Source organism: Brasilonema sp. UFV-L1, assembly GCF_012912105.1.
GTDB lineage: Bacteria > Cyanobacteriota > Cyanobacteriia > Cyanobacteriales > Nostocaceae > Brasilonema.
The window spans coordinates 1-21,041 of the sequence record NZ_QMEA01000116.1 but is presented as its reverse complement, the minus strand read 5'-3'; the positions used below and the strand labels follow the sequence as shown (position 1 = coordinate 21,041).

General features: G+C 41.4%; 11 protein-coding genes. 4 read left to right on the top strand and 7 right to left on the bottom strand.

The window, feature by feature from the left end:
• Window positions 1-37 precede the first annotated feature (37 nt).
• The 3 genes from DP117_RS25800 to DP117_RS25790 form a co-directional block, all read right to left on the bottom strand.
• On the bottom strand, window positions 38-1,135 hold the full coding sequence (locus DP117_RS25800; RefSeq protein WP_248277833.1) for an NAD-binding protein: 1,098 nt from the start codon (window positions 1,133-1,135) through the stop codon (window positions 38-40).
• 191 nt (window positions 1,136-1,326) lie between these two features.
• Window positions 1,327-2,406, bottom strand: a complete 1,080-nt coding sequence (locus DP117_RS25795; protein WP_169221076.1) for a PstS family phosphate ABC transporter substrate-binding protein — start codon at window positions 2,404-2,406, stop codon at window positions 1,327-1,329.
• A 172-nt stretch (window positions 2,407-2,578) separates the two neighbouring features.
• On the bottom strand, window positions 2,579-3,820 hold the full coding sequence (locus tag DP117_RS25790; protein WP_169221075.1) for a Na/Pi symporter: 1,242 nt from the start codon (window positions 3,818-3,820) through the stop codon (window positions 2,579-2,581).
• A gap of 357 nt (window positions 3,821-4,177) precedes the next feature.
• On the opposite strand from DP117_RS25790, the gene DP117_RS25785 reads away from it, so the two are divergent.
• On the top strand, window positions 4,178-5,161 hold the full coding sequence (locus DP117_RS25785; RefSeq protein ID WP_169221074.1) for a threo-3-hydroxy-L-aspartate ammonia-lyase: 984 nt from the start codon (window positions 4,178-4,180) through the stop codon (window positions 5,159-5,161).
• A 104-nt stretch (window positions 5,162-5,265) separates the two neighbouring features.
• On the opposite strand, the gene DP117_RS25780 is transcribed toward DP117_RS25785, so the two are convergent.
• A complete protein-coding gene (locus DP117_RS25780; RefSeq protein WP_169221073.1) occupies window positions 5,266-6,123 on the bottom strand; it encodes a PEP-CTERM sorting domain-containing protein in 858 nt (285 codons plus the stop codon).
• Between the two features lie 708 nt (window positions 6,124-6,831).
• Between DP117_RS25780 and DP117_RS25775 the strand changes: the two genes are divergently transcribed.
• The 3 genes from DP117_RS25775 (at window position 6,832) to DP117_RS25765 (ending at window position 10,880) form a co-directional block, all read left to right on the top strand.
• Complete coding sequence (locus tag DP117_RS25775) at window positions 6,832-7,914, top strand: TIR domain-containing protein (RefSeq protein ID WP_169221072.1); 1,083 nt, start codon at window positions 6,832-6,834, stop codon at window positions 7,912-7,914.
• Window positions 7,915-8,114: 200 nt separating this feature from the next.
• Entirely contained in the window at window positions 8,115-9,896 is a 1,782-nt protein-coding gene (locus DP117_RS25770) for a CHASE2 domain-containing protein (protein WP_339380994.1), read from the top strand.
• 27 nt (window positions 9,897-9,923) lie between these two features.
• Window positions 9,924-10,880, top strand: a complete 957-nt coding sequence (locus DP117_RS25765; protein WP_169221070.1) for a DUF928 domain-containing protein — start codon at window positions 9,924-9,926, stop codon at window positions 10,878-10,880.
• A gap of 10 nt (window positions 10,881-10,890) precedes the next feature.
• Here the strand turns inward: DP117_RS25765 and DP117_RS25760 are convergent, their stop codons facing one another.
• The 3 genes from DP117_RS25760 to DP117_RS25750 form a co-directional block, all read right to left on the bottom strand.
• Window positions 10,891-13,761, bottom strand: coding sequence for a CHAT domain-containing protein (locus tag DP117_RS25760; protein ID WP_169221069.1), 2,871 nt, complete (start codon window positions 13,759-13,761; stop codon window positions 10,891-10,893).
• A gap of 322 nt (window positions 13,762-14,083) precedes the next feature.
• Window positions 14,084-16,087 (bottom strand): ShlB/FhaC/HecB family hemolysin secretion/activation protein, encoded by a 2,004-nt coding sequence (locus DP117_RS25755; RefSeq protein WP_248277832.1) that lies wholly within the window; start codon window positions 16,085-16,087, stop codon window positions 14,084-14,086.
• A gap of 22 nt (window positions 16,088-16,109) precedes the next feature.
• Window positions 16,110-19,841, bottom strand: a complete 3,732-nt coding sequence (locus tag DP117_RS25750) for a filamentous hemagglutinin N-terminal domain-containing protein (RefSeq protein WP_169221067.1) — start codon at window positions 19,839-19,841, stop codon at window positions 16,110-16,112.
• Between the last annotated feature and the right edge of the window lie 1,200 nt (window positions 19,842-21,041).

Below are 21,041 nucleotides of genomic sequence, written 5' to 3'. Positions count from 1 at the left end.
TTACGAGTAGACATTGTTAGTGGTTGTCCATTTTTGTCTATGAAAAATGAAGCGGTATTATCTCACCGCGTTCAAGCCTTTGCAAACTGTTAATAGTTTGCAAGACAACTAGGCGATCGCCCTCCTTAAGTTGTGTATCATCAGAAGGCATTAACTCAGCAGAAAATTGACTTGACTTTTGGTAAAGAACTGGCATCATCCCGTAGCCATAAGCAACTTCAGCCAAGAGTAATCCACACAGAGGATCATCAGACTGAATGTTGTATTCTGCTACTAAGATAGTCTGATCATGGAGTCGAAATAGATTGAGAATATTTTCGCCAAATGCTGCTGCAGCAAAAGCTTCTGCCGCTAGAGAGTACACACATAAAACTTCAGCACTTGGCAAAATTCGGGCGAGATTGTTACTAAAGCGTGGATCAAAAGTGCGAATCACCAAAGTGCTGTCTGGATTCGCGGTATCGGAAATATGACTGATAACGCGACGATGTCGATTATTTAATTCATAGACAAGACGGCGATGCTCCAGCAGGGAGCCGCCCTTTGGGCGATCGCACCAACGATGATTCACAGTAATTTGACACTTAACTACAGAGAGCATGTGTTCATTCAAGTTAATCAACCCTTGAATTTCACTGCCCAAAGCAGCAATTGCAAATGCAGAAACTGTGAGTTGAGTTGCCTCCAAAGCTTCAAAGTTACCTAAACTTCGATCTAAAAATTTATTCAAATTTTGTTTAGAAGAGCGTATAACTAAGCGAACATACTGATTAACCACCCTAACTGCAAAAGCAGTGTCTATATTCACCCGCTCATTACTAGTTACTATTAAAACAGCTTGACTTTGTTGAATATTTGCTCTTATTAAAACATCAGGTTGTCGGCAGTCACCAATCACTAATTCTTGTAGTAAATCTGGTATGTTGCTAATTTCCCAAATACTTGGCAAAGCAACGTCGATCGCACTGACACTCACGCCAAATTCTTTGAGTTTAGCGACACAGTACTGACCTAAACTTCCTAATCCACAAACTAAGAAGTGAGCTCGTGGAGTTTCTGTTTGGACAGCACTGACGACATCAGTTTCTGTAAATGGATGAGACATCACAATAATTGGTAATTGTGAATGAGTCATTCGTCATTAGGGACTTACCAAAAAATAAATCATTCAATTATTGCCGTTGCGTTAACGAGAGTACGACACCATGTTTTACTCATCCGTCACGGTGCGTTAGCCAAAGGCATAACGCACCCTACTACAAATTGGATATTTTTTTCATTGCAAGTCCCTTAATGACGAATAACTCATGAGCTAGATAGCTTTTACTACTGTTTTTCTTGAAGACCTTTCTGTCCGATACCAATCACAGAACCTTGACCTCCAAACACAGAACCAGTAATACCTTGGTTAAATCGGGAATTAGCTGATTGCAGAGTGATGTTGGGTAACGGTACGTAGCCAACTTGTAATACCAGATTTGCGTTGTCTGGCGATAGATAGAAGTTAGTAAAAGCTTTGACTTCTGGACGAGTTGCTGCCGATTTCTTCACATAGATAAAAATAGGACGAGAGAGGGGCTGATAGCTAGAATTTGCGACTGTTTGGGCGCTGGGTTCTGTACAACCATAACCATTGTCAATCGCGACTAGCTTCAGCTGATTTCTATTTGCAGCGTAGTAGGCGTAGCCAAAAAAGCCCAGTGCATTTTGATCTTGGGAAATTCCTTTCACCAGAGCATTATCATTTTCGCTCTTGGTGTAATCACCTCGACTTTTACCTTCTTCACCCACAATTGCTAAAGTGAAATAGTCGTATGTCCCAGAGTCTTTTCCAGGACCAAATAGCTTTAATGGTCGATTGGGGAAGTTAGAACTAATTTGGTTCCAATTCGTAACTTTGCCTTCAGCTGTTGGTTCCCACATCTTTTTCAGTTCGTTCACTTTGAGACACTGAACGAAGTCATTTTTTGCGTTGACGACAACAGAGAGACTATCAAAGGCTACAGGTAATTCGATGTATTCTACGTTGTTTTTTCGGCAAAGTTCCACTTCTTTTTCATTAATCGGGCGGGAAGCATCTGTAATATCAGTTTCACCTGCGCAGAACTTCTTAAAACCACCACCAGTACCAGAAAAAGCGACATTGATTTTCACTCCAGAATTCGCTTTTTGAAACTCTTTTGCCATTACCTCAGAAACAGGAAATACGGTACTAGAACCGTCTATATTTATGGTACCTGACAAGTTTGTGGTGCTAGTTGAACTCACATTTTCAACCTGATTCACCGCTTCTGGAAAGCTCGCAGTTGTATCATCATTCGCTTGATTGTCGCTGCAAGCAGTTGCTCCCAACACTAAAGTCGCTATAGAGCTAACAAATGCAATACGAATATTGTGAAAAAACATTCTTTTTTCAACCTATTTGAATATATGAAAGAATCAGAATTCAAATTTTTATTAACAGTTATCAGTAAACAGTGAACAGTGATAACTGATAAGTAGTAACTGATAACTGATAACTGATAACTGATAGCTGATTCGGTCAAAAAACGGCTTCTGCTCCCTGAAAATATCTACTTTATTGTGCTGGTTGCACTGTTTCTGGACGTAACTGGCGATCGCCATTCACATCTGGGACTAATTTTTCTAGTAACCGAGCGATCGCTGGCAGAAATATAATGACTACAGCTACACCAATTAAGTTAAAGATAATCTGAGCATTAGCAACCTGACGACCTACACCAGCTCCACCCGAAATAGCCAAAACCAATTGCACTAATAGGGGAGCAAAGATAATTCCGAGGATAGCACTCACTAGATTGAACAAAAAATGAAACAATCCAGTCCGTAATGCTGGGCGACCGCGCCCTATAGTAGCGACTAGGGTATCAGCACAGGTACCAACTTCAGCACCCAACATAATCGCGATACCTGCTGGTAATGAAATCAAACCAGAACTTGCCAAGGTGATGACAATCGCAACTGTTGCAGAAGATGATTGAATAATCACCGTAAAAATTGCCCCAACAATTGCACCCAGTAGTGGATTTCTCCCCAGAGTTTGCATCAAGTCGATGAAAGGCTGATAGTTTCTAAATGGCTTCATTGCTTCGTCGATCGCCTCAAGACCGTAAAACATTAAGCCGAAGCCCAGCAAAATGATCCCAATATTTTTCTGCGTATTTGTCTTGCCAATAAACAGCACCAACATTCCTGCAAGCATCAGTATTGGTACGTATAGTTCAATGTTGAGTGAGATGATTTGTGCGCCCACTGCTGTACCGATATTGGAACCTAAAACAACACCAAGAGACTGTACAAATGTCAAGACTCCCGCGCTCACCATCGCAATCACCATGATGATCGTAACGGATGAAGATTCTAGTACAGTTGTGGCAACAGCTCCTGTTAAAACGGCGGCGAAGCGATTAGTGGTACATTTACTGAGGAAGCTTTTCATCCGTTCTGTACCGATTTCTTCTAGTCCTTCAGAAAGTCGGGTGACACCGTAGATAAACAGAACCAAACCTGCCAATGCACCCATAGCCATAGCAAAGAAGTTTATTTTGGTTGGTTTTGCTCCTTTTCCTCCAGATGCTCCACTAGATGCATAAGCAGCTTGAGCAATATCAAATTGAATAACTGGTTGCACACTTGTAGGCTGTGCTGTCTGTATATTCGTGCTAATTTCTACAGATGAGGAACTTAAAAATGGCTGTTCAGGACTTAACAAAGAGGGATAAATAATGACAGTCATTACGAAAAAAGCAATACTCAACCATTCGAGTATTTTTCTATTGCATTTTGCTATAGAGAACATGGTTGCTCCTTAACAAATGAGTTCTAATGTTCTACTGAGGCGTATCTATTATGTAGCTCTATACATTGCATAGAATTAAACTAAGCTATGCAAATTCTACCACCATAACTTTCAATATATTTGTTTAGTTAACAACTTTAATCTCTGTAATAATAGAAAGATAAACTATTACTAATCAACGCTTAACTTGCTTTTAATTTATGATTTTTTACTGTATAAATAACCTTTTTTACAATGCGTAAGTTTTAAGAGACATATTTTCAAAATAATTTAAAACCCTTGCACTGCCTAGGTTAATCTTTAATTTAGGGAGAAATCTAATTAAGTAGTCGTCATGAACTGCGTACACCAGAACACATGAAAATATTTCTCGATTCTGTCACCATCACTGATATAGAAGCCGCCGCTAAGCGTTTAGCTGGTATTGTGCATCGCACTCCAGTTGTGACTTCCAGAACTGTTAATGATCGCACCAATGCTCAAGTATTTTTCAAATGCGAGAACTTTCAACGCACCGGCTCTTTCAAATTTAGAGGTGCATACAACGCACTGTCACAATTATCTCAAGAACAAAAGCAAAAAGGCGTCTTGACCTTTTCTTCTGGGAATCATGCTCAGGCAACAGCACTTGCTGGACAATTGCTAAACATCCACACAACAATTGTCATGCCTGATGACGCTCCAGCCGTCAAGCTAGCAGCTACACGTGGGTATGGTGCTGAGGTGATTTTATATAACCGCAAGCAAACCAACAGAGAAGAATTAGCCCAAACACTATTAACCGAGCGAGGAGGTGTGATGATTCCTCCTTACGACCATCCTCACATCGTAGCAGGACAAGGTAGCGCTGCCAAAGAACTGATTGAGGAAGTTGGTGAACTAGACTTACTGCTCGTTTGTTGCGGTGGCGGGGGATTACTTTCTGGTTCTGCTATTGCGACAAAAGTCGTTTTACCCAACTGTCGAGTGATAGGAGTAGAACCAGAACTTGCTGACGATGCTACACGCTCCTTTTACACCAAAACCCTGCAAACTGTAGACAATCCAGATACTATTGCTGACGGTGCTCGTACCCCCTATCTCGGTAAAATAACTTTCCCACTAGTGCTGCATTATGTCGATGATATGGTCACAGTATCAGAAGAAGCGATTCTTCGTACCATGTTCTTTTTGTGGGAACGCCTGAAAATTGTCGTTGAACCGACTGGGGTGTTAGCTGCAGCAGCTTTATTGGAAGGAGTGGTGAAAGTACCGAGGGCTAGGGTTGGTGTGATTATTAGCGGTGGTAATGTGGATTTGGCGAAAGTTAGTCAACAATTACAGCAGTTTGTTCGTGCGTGAGGTACACAACCTAGACTTCACGCGCCAGGTATGAACGCTATTTTACTCCTGACGACGCTCCGCCTCAATTCTGCTGTAGATTATTCTTAGCGCAGCCGACAATCTTAAGTCAGTGCTGAGAGTACTCCTTTGCGTTTACGTTTCCAGGTAATACCAAGCATCGCACAACTAAAGAGTAAACCAAAGACGACTGATGGTTCGGGTGCTTGAACTCTTACCTGATTCGTTTTAGTTTCAACTAAAGTCAAATAAGTTAACTTATCAAAAGTACGAGAATATTTACCCTTCACAGTACCTTGAGCAAATTCTTGTGTTCCGCCAAAAGATGTATTAAAAGTCTGAGCTGGATCAAGGGTTATACTACTGCTGTATTTAAGTTCAACAGCATCATCTTTACCTGGAGTCGCTAAATTTCCGACAATTGAGAAAGAGTCTAACAGGCTGTTACTTTCGCTGTCGTATAACTCAAATTTTAGGAGTCCATTCGCAGTCGCATTTTCAGCTGTTGGATTGTCAATCGATGTTTTGAGATCGAATAACCCATTGAAATCAAAAAAAAACGTTTCGCCAGGTTGTACTAGAAAGTCGTAACCTAGAACCGCTGCAAAACTTTGCCCCTCTCCAAAATAGCTAGAACCTTGACCTTGAGCTTTACTGGTAGATGAATTAGAGGCAAATGTCAAGGCATAGTTTGGATCGACTTGAAAATTGGCATTGGCATTGGCATTGGTGTTAACTTGACCATTTGTACTAATCGTGTTGGTCACTGTATCAGCAATAGTCCGAATACTCAATGGATTGCGATTAAAATTCTGTATATTGAATGTTGCCTCAGAAGATCCAAAAGTAGCAGCTTGACTCGGTAAAGCTGCTAGCATAGAGGTCGCAATTGCCGGAGTCACCATTAGCAAAATTCGCTTGATATGTTGCGGATATCGCTTCATACAATCCTCTTGAGTCATTTTTAGATTTTCAGCCTGATAAACTTGCCAAACCCAACGTTAAGCAAGTAATAAAATTGACACAACAAAGTCGGGGCTTAGGAAGACTTTAAACCCCTCTGACACTCCTAGCAAGAAGTTTTTTGTTTAATAACAAATTACGGTTTTATCCGTCTTTGTACTCAAAATGCAATCACCATCAAATTGATAGTATTACACTGACACCCCGTGTGGTGATTTCGACTTAAGTGATTATACTAATACCTGTAAAGAGTAGCTTTTATAAATTTTCTGTAAGCTAGTATCAATTTTTATCGAAATTTAATGTTAATATTGTAAAGTTTGGATATTTTGTAAAAAAAGATACATCAATAACTGGGTTTAGATTAAATTCGATATTCTGAATTCTGAATTCTTCTTCTGACTCCGTTGTTGTCTGCCTGGGACTGTAAGTTCCACCCCTCATAGCCGAAGTCCATTTTAATGGACTAGAACTGGAACTAATTTTTGAGTAGATTTAAACACTGTTTCATACAAGTATTAGTGGTTTACTCATAATAGTGCAAGATATCAGTAGACAAAGGTGAGAAAAATATCAGAACCACAGATTGAAATCAAGTTTACATTTATGACTGAAAATATTAATACTATCCAAGGAAATTGCTTATCCTAGTTTGACTCCGGATATACTGACTTCATCTATATAATTAGATTAAATATAGTATTCCGATGAAAAAGGTGCTAATTCTGGCAGCAAACCCCAAAGGCACTTCTTCCCTACGCCTAGATGAGGAGTTGCGAGATATTGCAGAAGGATTGCGGCGTGCCCAACGACGCGATGAGTTTAGTCTGGAGCAAAAGTTAGCAGTTCGTCCAAGGGATATCCATCGGGCACTCGTAGACTATAACCCAAACATAATCCATTTTTCTGGACATGGCTCAGGGGAAGAAGGATTAGTTTTTGAGGATGAAAGTGGGCAGTTGAAGCTTGTGAGTGGAGATGCACTAGCTGGATTGTTTGAACTGTTTGCTGAGCAGATTGAGTGTGTTGTGCTGAATGGTTGTTATTCAGAGGTTCAGGCGAAGGCGATCGCCCAACATATCAATTATGTTGTTGGGATGAGTCAGGCGATCGGCGATCAAGCTGCGATTGAATTTGCGGTGGGGTTTTACGATGCTTTGGGAGCAGGGCGTCCAATTGAGTTTGCCTACAACCTGGGTTGTAGTGCTATCCGGATGGCGGGAATTGAAGAACATTTGACGCCAGTGTTGCTCAAAAAATCGGAAGTTGCTGACACTGTAACTCAGAAGGATTCCACTATAGAAACCAAGCCAGAACCTATGTCTCAACCTGAGAAGAAAGCAATTGAAGTTTTTTTCTCCTACGCTCATGAGGATGAAAACTTGCGGAATGAATTAGCAAAGCATCTCAAACTTCTGGAGCGACAAGAAGTTATTAAAGCATGGTATGACCGTGATATTACAGCAGGGGGTGAGTGGAAAACTGAGATTGAGAAGCAGTTGAAATCGGCTCAGATAATTTTGTTACTAGTTAGTTCTGATTTTCTGGCTTCTGATTTTTGCTGGAGTGTGGAATTAGAGCGGGCGATGAAACGGCATGAAGTAGGTGAAGCTCGTGTGATTCCAATTATCCTGCGGGAGGTGGATTGGCATGAAGCCCCATTTGCGAAGTTACAAGCGTTACCCAGAAATGCAGAACCTGTAACAAACTGGGGAAATCGAGATCAGGCATTTACAGACATTGCTAGAGGTATCAGAAGAGTTGTGGAGGAATTAGTCCGAACATCTTAATCAATTTTTTCAATGACAAGGGTATCAAACACACTATTATTTTGATTAAGCTTCTCAACGAGGAAAGTAACTGCATAAGTTCCATAGAGTTACACCTAATAATTCTGTAGTGCTAGTCCTATTAATGACTATCACAACGAAGATGACAGGAAAAATTAGATATATCTCCTAATATTTAAATACTAAGGGGTGTGACTCAGGTGGCACCAACTCAATCAATTGAAATCTACTTATCGTGTTCTCCAGAAGATGAAGAACTGGGAAGCAAACTTGCAAAGCACTTGAGGGCATTAGAGCTTGATGGAGTCATCACCGTCTGGCAAAACCGCGATATCAGTGCAGGTGCAGAACGTGCTAATGAGATTGAAAAGCGTTTGAATTCAGCCCGTATTATTCTGTTGCTGATTAGTCCCGATTTTTTTGCTTCAGATGAACACTGGAAGCGTGATGTACCAAAGGCTATGGAAAGGCACAAAGCTAAAGAAGCTTGTGTTATCCCTGTACTACTTCGCCCTTGTGATTGGAAAAACACACAGTTTAGTCATCTACAAGCTCTCCCCAGAAATGGTGAAGCTATTACGAGCAAGTATTGGTCAAATCATGATGAAGCATTCAAACAGGTTGCAGAAGAGATCCGAAAGGCGATTGAAAATAAATCTGATGTCATCACATTACCTCAAACAGATAGAAGACGATTCAAAATTCCTTGGCGCAGCCTGCGTACCTTGCTCAAAGCTAGCATGGGAGTAAGTACTGTAGTAATAATCATCCGCCTTGGAGGCATTCTTCAGTCGCTAGAGCTTGCAGCTTATGACGAATTGATGCGTTTCCAGTTATCGTATTTTCCCGAAGAGCAACAAGACAAAAGACTTCTAATCATCAAAATTACGAAAGAAGATGCTGCAAAAGAGGAAGAGAAGGCAAGTAAGTCTGGGGGAAAAAATGGCACTCTGACAGATGCTTCTCTTGCTCAACTCCTAAAAAAACTTACAGAAAATCAACCGCTAGCTATCGGTTTAGATTTCTACCGGGATTACCCGTCTAGAGATGAAAAACTGAAAGAATTATTGAAAAACGAAAATATCTTTGCTCTCTGTAAGGCACCCAAGACGGAGGATTCTAATGACAACGGTATTAACCCTCCACTTGAAACTGAAATCTCGCCAAATCGTGTAGGCTTTAGCGATCTTGCCCAACAAAAAGAGGTGATTCTTCGTCGTCAACTTTTGAGTCTTTTCCTGAATTCCCCACAATCTGGCTGTAAATCCAAAAATGCCTTTAATCTACTACTGGCTCGCAGTTATCTGGCTTCTAGGGAAAAGAAACAAGGAAATCAAGATGCTTTTGATTTAAATGGGAACTTACAAGATTTAATAATTAACGGCGTTGTTTTAGAGCAACTTAAAATCCCTCATACAGGTGGTTACCGAGGAATGGATTTTAGAGGCTATCAAATTCTGCTAGACTACCGCTCTTTCTGTGAAAATGGTAATAATTGTTCCCCGTATAATATTGCGAAGACATTTTCTCTAAAACAGGTTTTAGAAGACAACTTGCTGAAGGAAGAAGATGTCGAGAAGCGGATTGTCTTAATTGGAGTTGAAGCCAACTCTTATGCAAATGATTATGTCTATACTCCATACAGTCAGCAAGAAATGCCGGGATTCATCGTCCAGGCACAGATGCTGAGTTATCTTTTGCGTATAGCTTTAGGTGAGCAACGCCAGCTACGAGTCTGGTCTCTTGGGTATGAGATACTCTGGATTCTAGCTTGGTCTTTGGTCGGAGGTATTTTGGCTCAGTTATATAAATCACCCCGAAGCTTGATCCTATCTGGAGGAGTTGCCCTCACCAGTCTGTACGTTGTTTGCTTGATCTTCTTCATCTCCCCAATCAAACTTTGGGTGCCATTGGTGCCTTCTGCATTGACCTTTTTAGGGACTGGAGGAGTAGTAGTGTTTATTAGTTTTCGGATTCGGTAATTCCCTTAACTTTCCAAGCTGTCGGTTATGTTTCAGACTCAATCATTTGTTGCTCAATGGCTTAGAGCCGTTTTCAGCCTTACTTTGACGCTTATCCTCTTTATAGGCTATCCCTCACAAGCCTTAGCCCAAAATAACCAAACTGACAACCCTTTTGAAGTTGCTTTAGAGCAAATAAAGTTCCTCTTTTTTCCACCAACAAAACTGGGAGCACCAGTCGGTCGCACGCGAGGACCAGCAGGTAGAGGGCGGTGTCCTGCTCTTGCATCTCTCGAAAGTAACGAGCCGGGAATCGATCCGCTTCCGCTTTCTGCACTTGTCCCTACGATATCGAATCCTTTAAATAAAGTAGAACAATTACCCAGACCGGAATCATCCAAGATTGTCTGGGGAAAGACGACTGAAGCATATCCGACTTTCTGGTTCTACATTCCTTATGTCTATGAAGAATCGGAACTTGAGTATGCGAAATTTGTCTTGCTTGATGAGGATAGGCATATTGTTGCTGGTCCAATATTTTTTCAACTCCCTAATAAGACTGATGTTGCTGAGAAACCCAGTATTGCTAAATTTACTTTGCCAAGAAATGAAAAACCTCTAGAAATTGGCAAGCTATACAACTGGTATTTCTCGATTGTTTGTAATGAGAGAAAACCATCTCGAAATCCTAGCGTTACAGGCTGGATTCAAAGAGTAAGTTTACCAATCTTAGCGCCAAAAGATTATATGTATTATGTCAACCAAGGAATTTGGTACGATACTGTGACGCGTCTTGTAGAAAGCCGGATTCCTAGTACGCAGGCTCAAATCAACGCTGTACCTCTTAGCACAGAGAAGTCGCTAACAAACTCACAATCTCAAGTTGAGGAAGATTGGGTGACGCTTTTGCAGTATCTAAACTTAGATGATAAGCAACAGAGCAATAAGATTGCAAAGGCTCCTATCGTTGAGTTGTCTCCTGTTTCCAAAGGTGAACTACAGTAGCAAAAAGACTTTACAACCAATTCCCCAGTAAAATGTAAGGTGCCCAATATCTTGGATGTTCTCGACCTGGTGAAGCTTTGAGTGCTTTTTGAGCTTCTTGCAAGACTTGAGCTTTGGTCAGTTTTTTTGGATTAGTTAACTGTTTATATAACTCCCTTGTAAACTCAACGCTAATTTCATCATCCAGTGTCCACAAAGAAGCGATCGCACTACGCGCACCCGCCTGTACACCAACACCAGAAATCCCTAAAGTCGCCCGTTGATCACCAGCTGCAGTTTCACACGCACTCAGCACAAGTAATTCGATAGCTTCCGGTTGATTTTGTGCTTGTGTTCGGAAAACGTTGTCTAGTTCAGTGACTTTAATAGGTTTGTCGTAAGCCAAGATAAATGTTTTTTCTGGACTCGAACTAAACTCACCATGTGTGGCTAAATGGAGGACTTCAAACACAGAACTATTAATCTTGTCTTTGAATTGTTCAACTTTAAACTCTTGATCAATAAGTTGAGAAACAGAAACACTTGAAAGACCTACCTCTTTAATCGCGTCTAATTCGTCTTTTACAAAACGTAACAGAGGAAATTGTGTTTGAGGAATTTGTGTTTGAGATACTGTTAATTCTGCTGTTTGAGATCCCGTTATTTCTGCTTTGGTTACCCCTGCAGCCAAAACTTTTAGTTTTCGACCTTGGATAAGTTGAGGAGATCGAATATCGAGTCTTGGAGCGAGGGCGATCGCATACTTATCAATTAAATACCCAGGTTTATCTGAATTATCATCGTAAACCAGTGCTGCCAATGGTATGTTTCGCAACTTTGTATCTAAGGCAAACACCAACGTATCAATTTTAATTTTGCTGCTTTTGTTGTACTTTTCAATGTCTTTGTCAACTTCTTCAACTAGCAATTGATAAAGCTTTTTAGCTCTTGTTCGAGTATCTACAAAGGTATATTCTTCTTCCAAATCCAGCTGTAACTGTATCACCAATTTGTCAAATTCATCCTTATTTTCATTAATAGGCTTGCTAAAGTGTCTGAGTTTTTTGTCTTTAGGAAGTTTGACGATGGTCTCAATTCTATCGTCTAAAACAATGGGGTATATAAAAGCCGTACTTTCCTTGGATTTTTCATCAATAATCTTATCAATTTGTTCTACGTTATACTCTGGACAAGCTTGGCGTAGAAAGTTTTCAAGTTCTACCGCCTGGAGCGAGGCAATAACTTCGCGAGCTTGAGAGACGTACACTTGCTCAGCCTTTGGCTCCCATAACAATAAATCAACATACTCTCGATAGATATCTTCAACTTCCTCTAAAAAGGACAATTGTGCATCAAGGCTACCAGTTGCTAATTCTCTGCGAAGGGCTTCTAAGGTTTCAAACGCTCCTGCATAAGCTATTCGTGCGTCTTCTAAGTCTTTCAAATTATTCTGTACGCTCTTCGCTTTCGCCTGCCCTTGGTTTCTGGACTTAGGCTTATAAATGCGCCCTAATTGCCACTGCCATTGATATAGAATTTCAGGAGAAGGAATGGATTCAGCTAGGAGTAAAGCTCGCTGAGTCTTGGTTTTTGCCAATTCCCATTGCTGAGTTTCTTCATAGAGTTTACCGAGATATCCTAGAGCATAAGATTCTGCTCTTAAATCTCGTTGTTCATTAGCTTGCTTAATTGTAGTATTAAGAAACGCTTCTATTGTCTGCTCTATACCTTGTAAATTCTTGTTAAGACGTATCAAGGTTTGGGCAAAGTTAAGCTTGGTGTAAAGTGTTGTGTGAGTGCCTTGTAATTTCTCTATCTGCTGCCGAAGATTATTAATTTGCTGTTGCTGAATGAGCGGGTTTTGATTTGATAAATATTGCTTTAACCAATTACGGACTTCTACAGTAGATGGGTTTTTAGTAGCAGCATGACTCAGCTTGTTCCAGCAAGCTTGCACTTTAATTTTAGTATAGTTACTCTCCCTAAAAAGCTGATTGAAAAGATTGTTTTTCCCTTTGCTTTCTCCTTTTTCTCCGATGATTGGCTTATTGATTTTGTTGCTCCAATCTCTTAAATCTAATAAAAAATTCAATTGATTTAACTGCGCTTGTAAATTAATAGCAGATTCTGAGTCTGAGATTGAGCCAACTTCGCTGACAGCATTTTGGTATGCATTTGTAGCTGCGTATGAATATACAACACCGCAGATGAAATTTTCTCGTTCCTGGGATCGATTGTATAAGTCCTGTTCCTTGTTACTTAAAGCACGTCTGGTGTTGCCTATATCAAGCCAGATTGCTGGTTGTTCTTGAGGTTGAGCCTTTTGCAAACTTACTAATAAGACCTCATCAGATAAATTTAATTCACCAAGTCTTCGTAGAATATTGCCTAAGCTACGTAAGCCTGTGATTTTGGCGGGAGAATTTTCTGGTTGTTGTAGCCTCTCGCGGAACTGATTGCGCTTCTGTTCATCTTGTAACAGTTTCGTGCAGTCTTGCTGATCGTAGATTTTCACTAGTGTATTACAAGCACGTGGTAAAAATCCCAGGGCTTGTTCAGCTTGCGCCTTGTTAATTTGATTATGGATTGTTTCGGTTTCATTTCCATTTTGATGGAAAGCATCCGCAGCTTTTTGCCAACAATCGACTGCTGCATCAAAGTCCCCTTTCTCATAACTCACCCTACCTTGTACACTTAATTGTTCTGGAGTCAGAGTTGGTGTTCTTGAGCATATCAATTGCGTTGTTATTGGCTCTTTGCTAATCGTTCGTTCTCCTAACAGTAGCTGAATACCAAATGCTGAAAGTAGTCCTAAAAGAGCTAGCAAGAATATAATTATGATGCGGTGATGTACCTTCTGCAGGAAGATACGGCGATAAAACTTTGGGAAGCGACGTTTCATATTAGGTATGTTTTAAACAATTATCATTACCAACACGCGTAGTACTCCACCCCTTAATCCCCTCCCCTTAGCAAGCTACCGTGGTGGTGTACATCTCGCTCAAAACCTCACCCTCGCTTTTAGCTTCGCTAAAATCTTTCCCTCTCCTTGCTAAGGAGAGGGATGCCCGACAGGGCAGGGTGAGGTTCCGTTAGCGTAGCGTCTCGTAGAGAGGGAGTTTTGGGTAATTCGATGACTTGTGTGTACACGGTAGCCTTAGCAAGGGGAGGGGCGGTTTTGGCGCAAGACAAAGCCGGGGTGGGAATATCAACCGGACTTGGTATTAAAAGGGGTTCCATATGACAGAAAAATATAAACCTTTTTCTTGTAAAGTTCTTTCGTTTGAATCAGCAGAGATGATGGGGATTCCCCAGTTAAAGCGAGCATCTAGGCGATCGCTCATCTGAAATCGCAAGCCGAAACCAGCAGACACTAACCAGCTTGGATTCGGATCTGCACCATCAAAGTTATTCCAGCCAGTACCAGCATCTACAAAAGGTATAAATTGTAAAACACTCTGTGCTTCTTGAATACGGAGAATCGGTAGGCGGAGTTCTATAGAACCAAAGGCTCCGTTGTCTGTCAGCACTTGGTCCTGACGGTATCCTCGGACACTTGCAATCCCACCAATTCCAAATTGCTCTAAAGTCACAAGCCTGCGATCTGCAAATTGCACGTCACCCCGGAGGACTAAGAGCATATCTGAGGGAAGACGACGCACCCATTGTGCTTGTCCTCTCCAAGCAAAAAAGCGGCTGTCGGGAGCAATATCGTTAATTGTCGAACCTAGTGCATCAATGCCAAAACTGAATTGAGAACGAAGTGCTAAAACCGAGACATCGCCACGTTGAGTCCATTCCTGAAAAAAACGCACTGCGGTTATCCGAGTGCGTCCTTCGTTGTCTGCTCCTGGTGAAATTGGATAAGCCCCAATACCTTGAAATCCCAGGAAAGTTTGTGTTTCCTGATGCGAAGCTGCTACTCCTATAGCGAATTCTTTTGTCGGAGTTTGAATAATCGGATGGCGTAAGGTGAGTTGGTATTTATCTGAATTTGATACAATGTCAAGTGCGTTAAAGGGTTTTTCAATAATATTGTTGGAAGTGTAGCCGTAGCTGAAGCTCAGAGTCGTGTCTTTAGGTGTAAGGGGCAAAGTGTAGCTCACATCCACTTCATTACTACCGTCCGTGTTTGCATAGAACAGGTTGATAGTGTCTCCTATTCCTAGCAAATTGTCTTCCCAAAGTTGAACGCTCCTTTGGAAGCTACCTACACTTGGTGAGCGGCTGTTATCAAGGGCGATTCGACTATGAAAAGTATTTGCCTCTTTTACTTTCACTTCTAGCAAGTTAGTACCAAAGCGTTTACCAGCAGCCAACTCTGCTGACAAACTATTGATGCGGGGATTCAGTTGCAACAGTTGTAGTTCTTCAAGTAGGCGATCGCGATTTAGAGGCGTTTTCCTTGCACCTGCTAACCGACTGCGAATATAACCCTGGTTCAAGCGCCGAGTCCCAGTGATTTTGATGCCTTCTAAACTACCCTCAATAATCTGAATCTTGACGACACCAGATGACAAGGTTTGTTCTGGAATCAGTGCCCCGGAAGTGATGTAACCTTTACAGATATAAAGCTGCGTAATTGCCGAACGCGCCTGCAATAGTTGAGTAAACGAGAGTTTAACCGGAGAGTCATTCTCAGTTCTTGGTAGTGTACGAGGAAGAGACTGTTTATCTGATTTGCCTGAAAATTTCTCACATTTGGACTTTTCATCACTTAATTTTTCAGAACTATCGGAACTATCTAGAAACACTTCTATTGCTCGCAGTAGTTCTTCGTTTTTGAAAACCGTACTTCCTTTACCTTTTGTACCTCCTATAAATTCAAACTTTGTCACAAAAAATTTGTCAGGAACCACCGCAGGGAATTGTTCTTGTGGTTGCTGAGGCGGTTGGGTAGGTAGCAAGTCTTCACCAGAAGGTGGAGGCGAAGGAACTGGTTGCGGTTGAGGAGGCGGAGATGGTGGAGGTACGACATCGCGGGGAGGAGGGAGATTTTGCGGTAAGTTCGGTTGTGTTGGGACTTGAGCAACTTCCACGGCATAGGCACTGATTGGTATAGCTAAGCTGAGTACTAGTGTCGCTATGGTTAGTATTAGGCGACTGGAAGTCGCGGCTACACAGACAAAACCCGCCTGCGCGGGTTTCAAACCCCTAGTTTTCCATAAGTAGTCCGCGTAGGCGGACTTCGCTTGTATAGCCGCGATTTCTAATCGCCAGGGCTGCATACAAGATCTGAGCAAACACTTATTATTCATTGCAACCTGTGAATCTTTGCCAAGAACGATAGGAAGTGAGTTTGGATGGGTTAGCGGTGAGAATAATCTCACCTTTTGATCCGATGACTACGCCTTGAGCTTCGACAGGAGTAGAACTTGTGGAACTGGTTTGCTCAGGACGGTTGTTTGGAAGTGAAGATGCATTTCCTACAAAAGCATCACTGCTGAGTGGGGAACTTGGTTTTGGTGGTAAACCCCCGCGTCCAGTGATAACGAACCGACTCGCTGCTCGCGATACACCTACTGGACAACTTTGGGTAATTAATTTTGAAGAGTCACCCAAGTCTTCTGGTAATTGAAGGAACCCGCGTTTGGGATCTACGTCGAGTGGGACAATTGCTACAGTGCCTTGTGGACCTTGCTCGGAAGAGGCAGTGATGTCATTCAAAGGTGTATTTTGTGTTTTTGGTCGGAATTCTGTGCCATAGATGCCAAAAGGTCTCGGGTCAATTGCAACTACACCACCCCTACCTGTTTTCTCTGCGTTCGCAGAAATGTCGTTACCATTCTTACCTGGTGGAAGTGCAAGGAGTAGTCGAGTTTTAATGGCAATGTTGCCACCATTAGCCGAATTTTTAGCGTTAGTCTCTATTAGGCTTTCATTCCCTAGAATCAGAAAATCAAGAGGAGAACCAGGTAGATTCTCGCCCCTTAGCTTATCTTCAAATATCAGTGAATCTAATTTTTCAACATCGCTCTGAGTCGTTTGTTCTCCCAATAGTATAATATTAGCTCCCTCGTTTCGGTTGCCTATTGTTTGTCCTGTTGACGCAAAAATTGCTCCATTATTCAGCCGAATTTTATCTGCCAAAATCACCACATTACCTGCTCGTCCTTGTGGACTGCTGACACTTACTGCAGCTCCATTTTCAATTATCAATAGATCTGTCCTGATGTCTATACCTCCAGCATTTATACCATTTTGAGTTGCTTCAGCGAATAAACCTTTCCTACTCGTATTTGTGCTTTTTGTAAAATCTGGGTCTCTAAAATCAGTGAACCCAGAACCACTTAAAAGAACAGAGTCAGTCGCCCTTACCAATATATTTCCAGAAGGTGCTGTAGATACAATTGTTGACGCCGTTACTGTAGATTCTTCAATTTGAATTCTTCCATTAGAAAATATCTGAATAGCATTATTAATCTCATTGTCAAGCTCATTGTCAGGCGATGAAACACTGCTTGCATCCCTATCCCTAGTAGCATTTACTTGACTCTTACGAATAGTTACGTTGTCAGCAGTTACAGTATACTGTTGATTTTCATTATTATCTATATCAATAATTCTTCCTATAAAAATGCGTCCAAGTACACCTCGGCTGTTAATTTGACTACTATTAGTAATCTCAATATTTCTGCCATTAATCTTGATATCTCCTGATATCTCATTCTCATTGTTATCAGTACTCAGGAGACTATTATTTATAGTTACTGTGTTAGTATCACCAGTTCCTATGGAAATAGTTCCCACCTCGCCTTGGCTGTTAATTTCACTATTATTAGTAATCTCAATGTTATTGCCATTAATCTCGATATCTCCTGCAGAATTCGTGTCTTCGTTAGTAGTCGGCGTACTGCTATTTGTAGTATTCAGGCGACTATTATTTATAGTTACTGTGTTAGTATCAACAGTTCCTATGGAAACAGTTCCCACCCTGCCTTTGCTCTCAATTTCACTATTATTAGTAATCTGAATATCTTTGCCATTAATGCGGATATCGCCTGCATAATCAGTGCCAGTATTAGTAGTACTTAATTTAACTCGATCTAAAATCACTGACCCTTGTGATGATTTAAGTGTAATAGTGCTGAAGTTTTCATTACTCTTACTAGAAGCAATTATATTGCGAGTGCGAATATCGCGAGCAGCAGTAAGAGTTACATTTCCAGCTACACCATTGCTAGACTGAGAGTTTATGCTTCCTCCAATTGTTATATTGCCAGTATTACTGGTGACTTGAATATCTCCTGCATTTCCCTGACCGTTTCTATCTATAAAAGAAGTCAAACTGCTAGTAGTTATATCGCCGTTAGCAGTAATAGAAATATTTCCTCCATTCCCAGAAAATGCTGTACTGTTAATGTCTCTTGTTGAGATAGAACCTATGCTACCGTTTGCCTCTAGTATGACAGTCAAGGGAACCTGAAAGTTATCTGATTTGATGTTTCCATTAATAGTCAGATTTCCTGCTGAAGAGCGTGAGGAGGAGTAATTCACACTTGACGCCCCATTGAGGGGGTTAGGTTCTTGTACACTGCCAGAAAGAGTATCGTTGCCTGCTCGCAAAATTAAAGCTTTGCCGTTCGTCAGGGTTTGATAGTCTGGATCATTAACATCAATTGCAGCAGAAGTATCTGGGCTGTTGATTGTAATTGCACCAGTTGTAATATTCCCGGCTGACTCTATTTTGAGGGATGCTCCTGTGTAGTCACCTATTTCGACATCCCCATTACTCCTAATAATCGGGTCATAGAGACTAACAAAATTGCCACCACCGCCAGATAAATTGAGAATCGAAAAATTACCACCACTCGAAAAATGAGCATCGCCAGAGATATTACCATCGCTAATCAAACTCAGAGTTCCACCACTTACAAACGGTGTCTGTGAATGATTCAAAGCTAAGATATCAATACCTTTATTACCTCGAATCGTTAAATTACCCCCTGCTTTAGCCACAAAAGCATTCGCTACACTATCCCGCACCCGCACCGTATCCCCAGCCAGCAAATTCAAATCACCCGTCGTACCAATCTGACTCTCCGCCAACGTCAGATTATGATTCGCTGTGAGTGTCGCCGTCTCAGCCGTGACGTTGCGTGCTACCACATCGCCATCCACCACAGACAAACCTGATCCCGTCAACTCTACTTGTCCATTACTGTGTACCGTTAACCCTGGACGCACTTTCTCATCAACGCTTCTCAGTAACTCAGTCAGAGGCGATGAACTCACACTCACCACAGATGACGAACTATCAATATTTAGCAATTGTCCTGATGAACTCAAATTCAGCACACTTCCACCAGGTACTGCTGCGACTGCAACCTGTCCTCCCGGTGCTGACAACTGCCCTGTACTAGCAACCGTACCTCCAGCCAGCGTTAGGTTTTGCCCAGTCCCCACTGAAAGATTCCCTGAATTGACGATCGCCTTTGGCTGTTCCTGATTAAATTGCACTCCCAACGGAACTTTCACAGTCAGCAATGGTGCATCTGCAGGATTCTTGGCGCTAAACTGTTGCCCATCCCCAAAATTCAAACTATTCGCAGTACTCGCAAAAAACGAACCGCCAACATCTAACTTGGCATTGGGACCAAAAATAATTCCGTTGGGATTGAGCAAAAACAAATTTGCATTCCCCAGCACACCCAGTGTCCCAGAAATATTTGAGGCATTATTGCCCGTCACCCGACTAAAAATATTCTCAATTCCAGCCGGATTACTGAAATACGCTCCTCGTCCTTCCCTGACGCTAAATTCCTGAAAACTATGGAAGAGGTTTGCACCGCGAGTTGTTCCTCCATCAATGCGATCGCTCGGCAAACCTTTGATATCCACGTTGGGTGTCACTTTAGTACCCAGCGTGCTATCTTCAACAACTTGAGCAACTGCACTATTCCAACTAAAAATCACACTGCTAGTTGCGGCGATCGCGATCGCCATTTGCCACAACTGCCCACACCTGATGTATGTTGTCATGAAATTTACGCTCTCCAAATATTCAATTTGAATTTAATTCGCTTTTGCTTTGTATTTTTCAAGACAAATTTTTCGTTACAGATAACCGTAGAAAACGCAAAAATTCCTGACAAATGTGCAGAATACCTTTCTAATTTGAGTGTAGTTCAATACTAGAACTGTCTCAAAACTCAACGTTTTTCTGACAAAACATACCTCTTAAAGTTGAGTATCAGATATCCTGCTTCATTACGAGTAAACCACTGTTACGTAAGAATTCACGAGTCAGGAGTCAGTAATTCTTACACTAATACTCGTATGAAAGAGTTTAAATCTACTCAACAATCAACTCCAGTGTTATATTAGTCCATTTTAATGGACTTCGCCTGTTAGCCTGGGACTTACAGTCCTAGGCGGACGAGAACGGCGTCAAACAATTTGCTTAGACTATTGACACTTGTTTTACCAAATGCAAGATGTAAGGTATGAATGTTCTTTCAAAAAATAACCTTAAAAGAAATAGTATCACCTTACATCGCAATTCAAAAATAGGATTTATACTTGACATAAAGTTTATTTTATGTATTAACCTGAACGAATTAGCTAAACAGAAGTTAAGCTAGAGAAGCTTCCCCTCCTATTTTCTTATTGGTGAAAAAAATTCAACTTATGCACTTAAAGTAAATGACGGTGCGCCCTGTTCTCGACTCAGACTGGAGGATATACGAGCGATCGTATCTTTTCTATAGGCGATCGCCTGTTTTTAGTCTAAATACCAGTTAGAAAAACTATAGCGATTCTCATTTGAATCACATACATCACCACGAATAATCTGAAAGTGCATGCACTTTCACTACATCTGTGTATTGCACCCAACGGGAGCATCCCAAATGTTTAAGTCATATCAAACTTAGATGATTAATTGTCATTGCGAGCGTAACGGAGTGAAGCGAAGCAATCCCAAAAGTTTGCGATTGCTTCACTCCGCTTCGCTCCGTATGTCCTATGGCTAACGCCACGCTAGTCCCTAAGAGGGACGCGGAGCTAACGCTATCGGACACGCTACGCTAACGCAATGACAAACATATTTTTACAAAATTGGGATGCTCCCCACCCAACCGAGAAGCGCTATGGACATAACTCAATCACCTTTGAACTTTTCTCCTACTCATCCGGTCTTATAAATACAAGCAATTGACATCCTCCCCGCCCTAAAAGGGA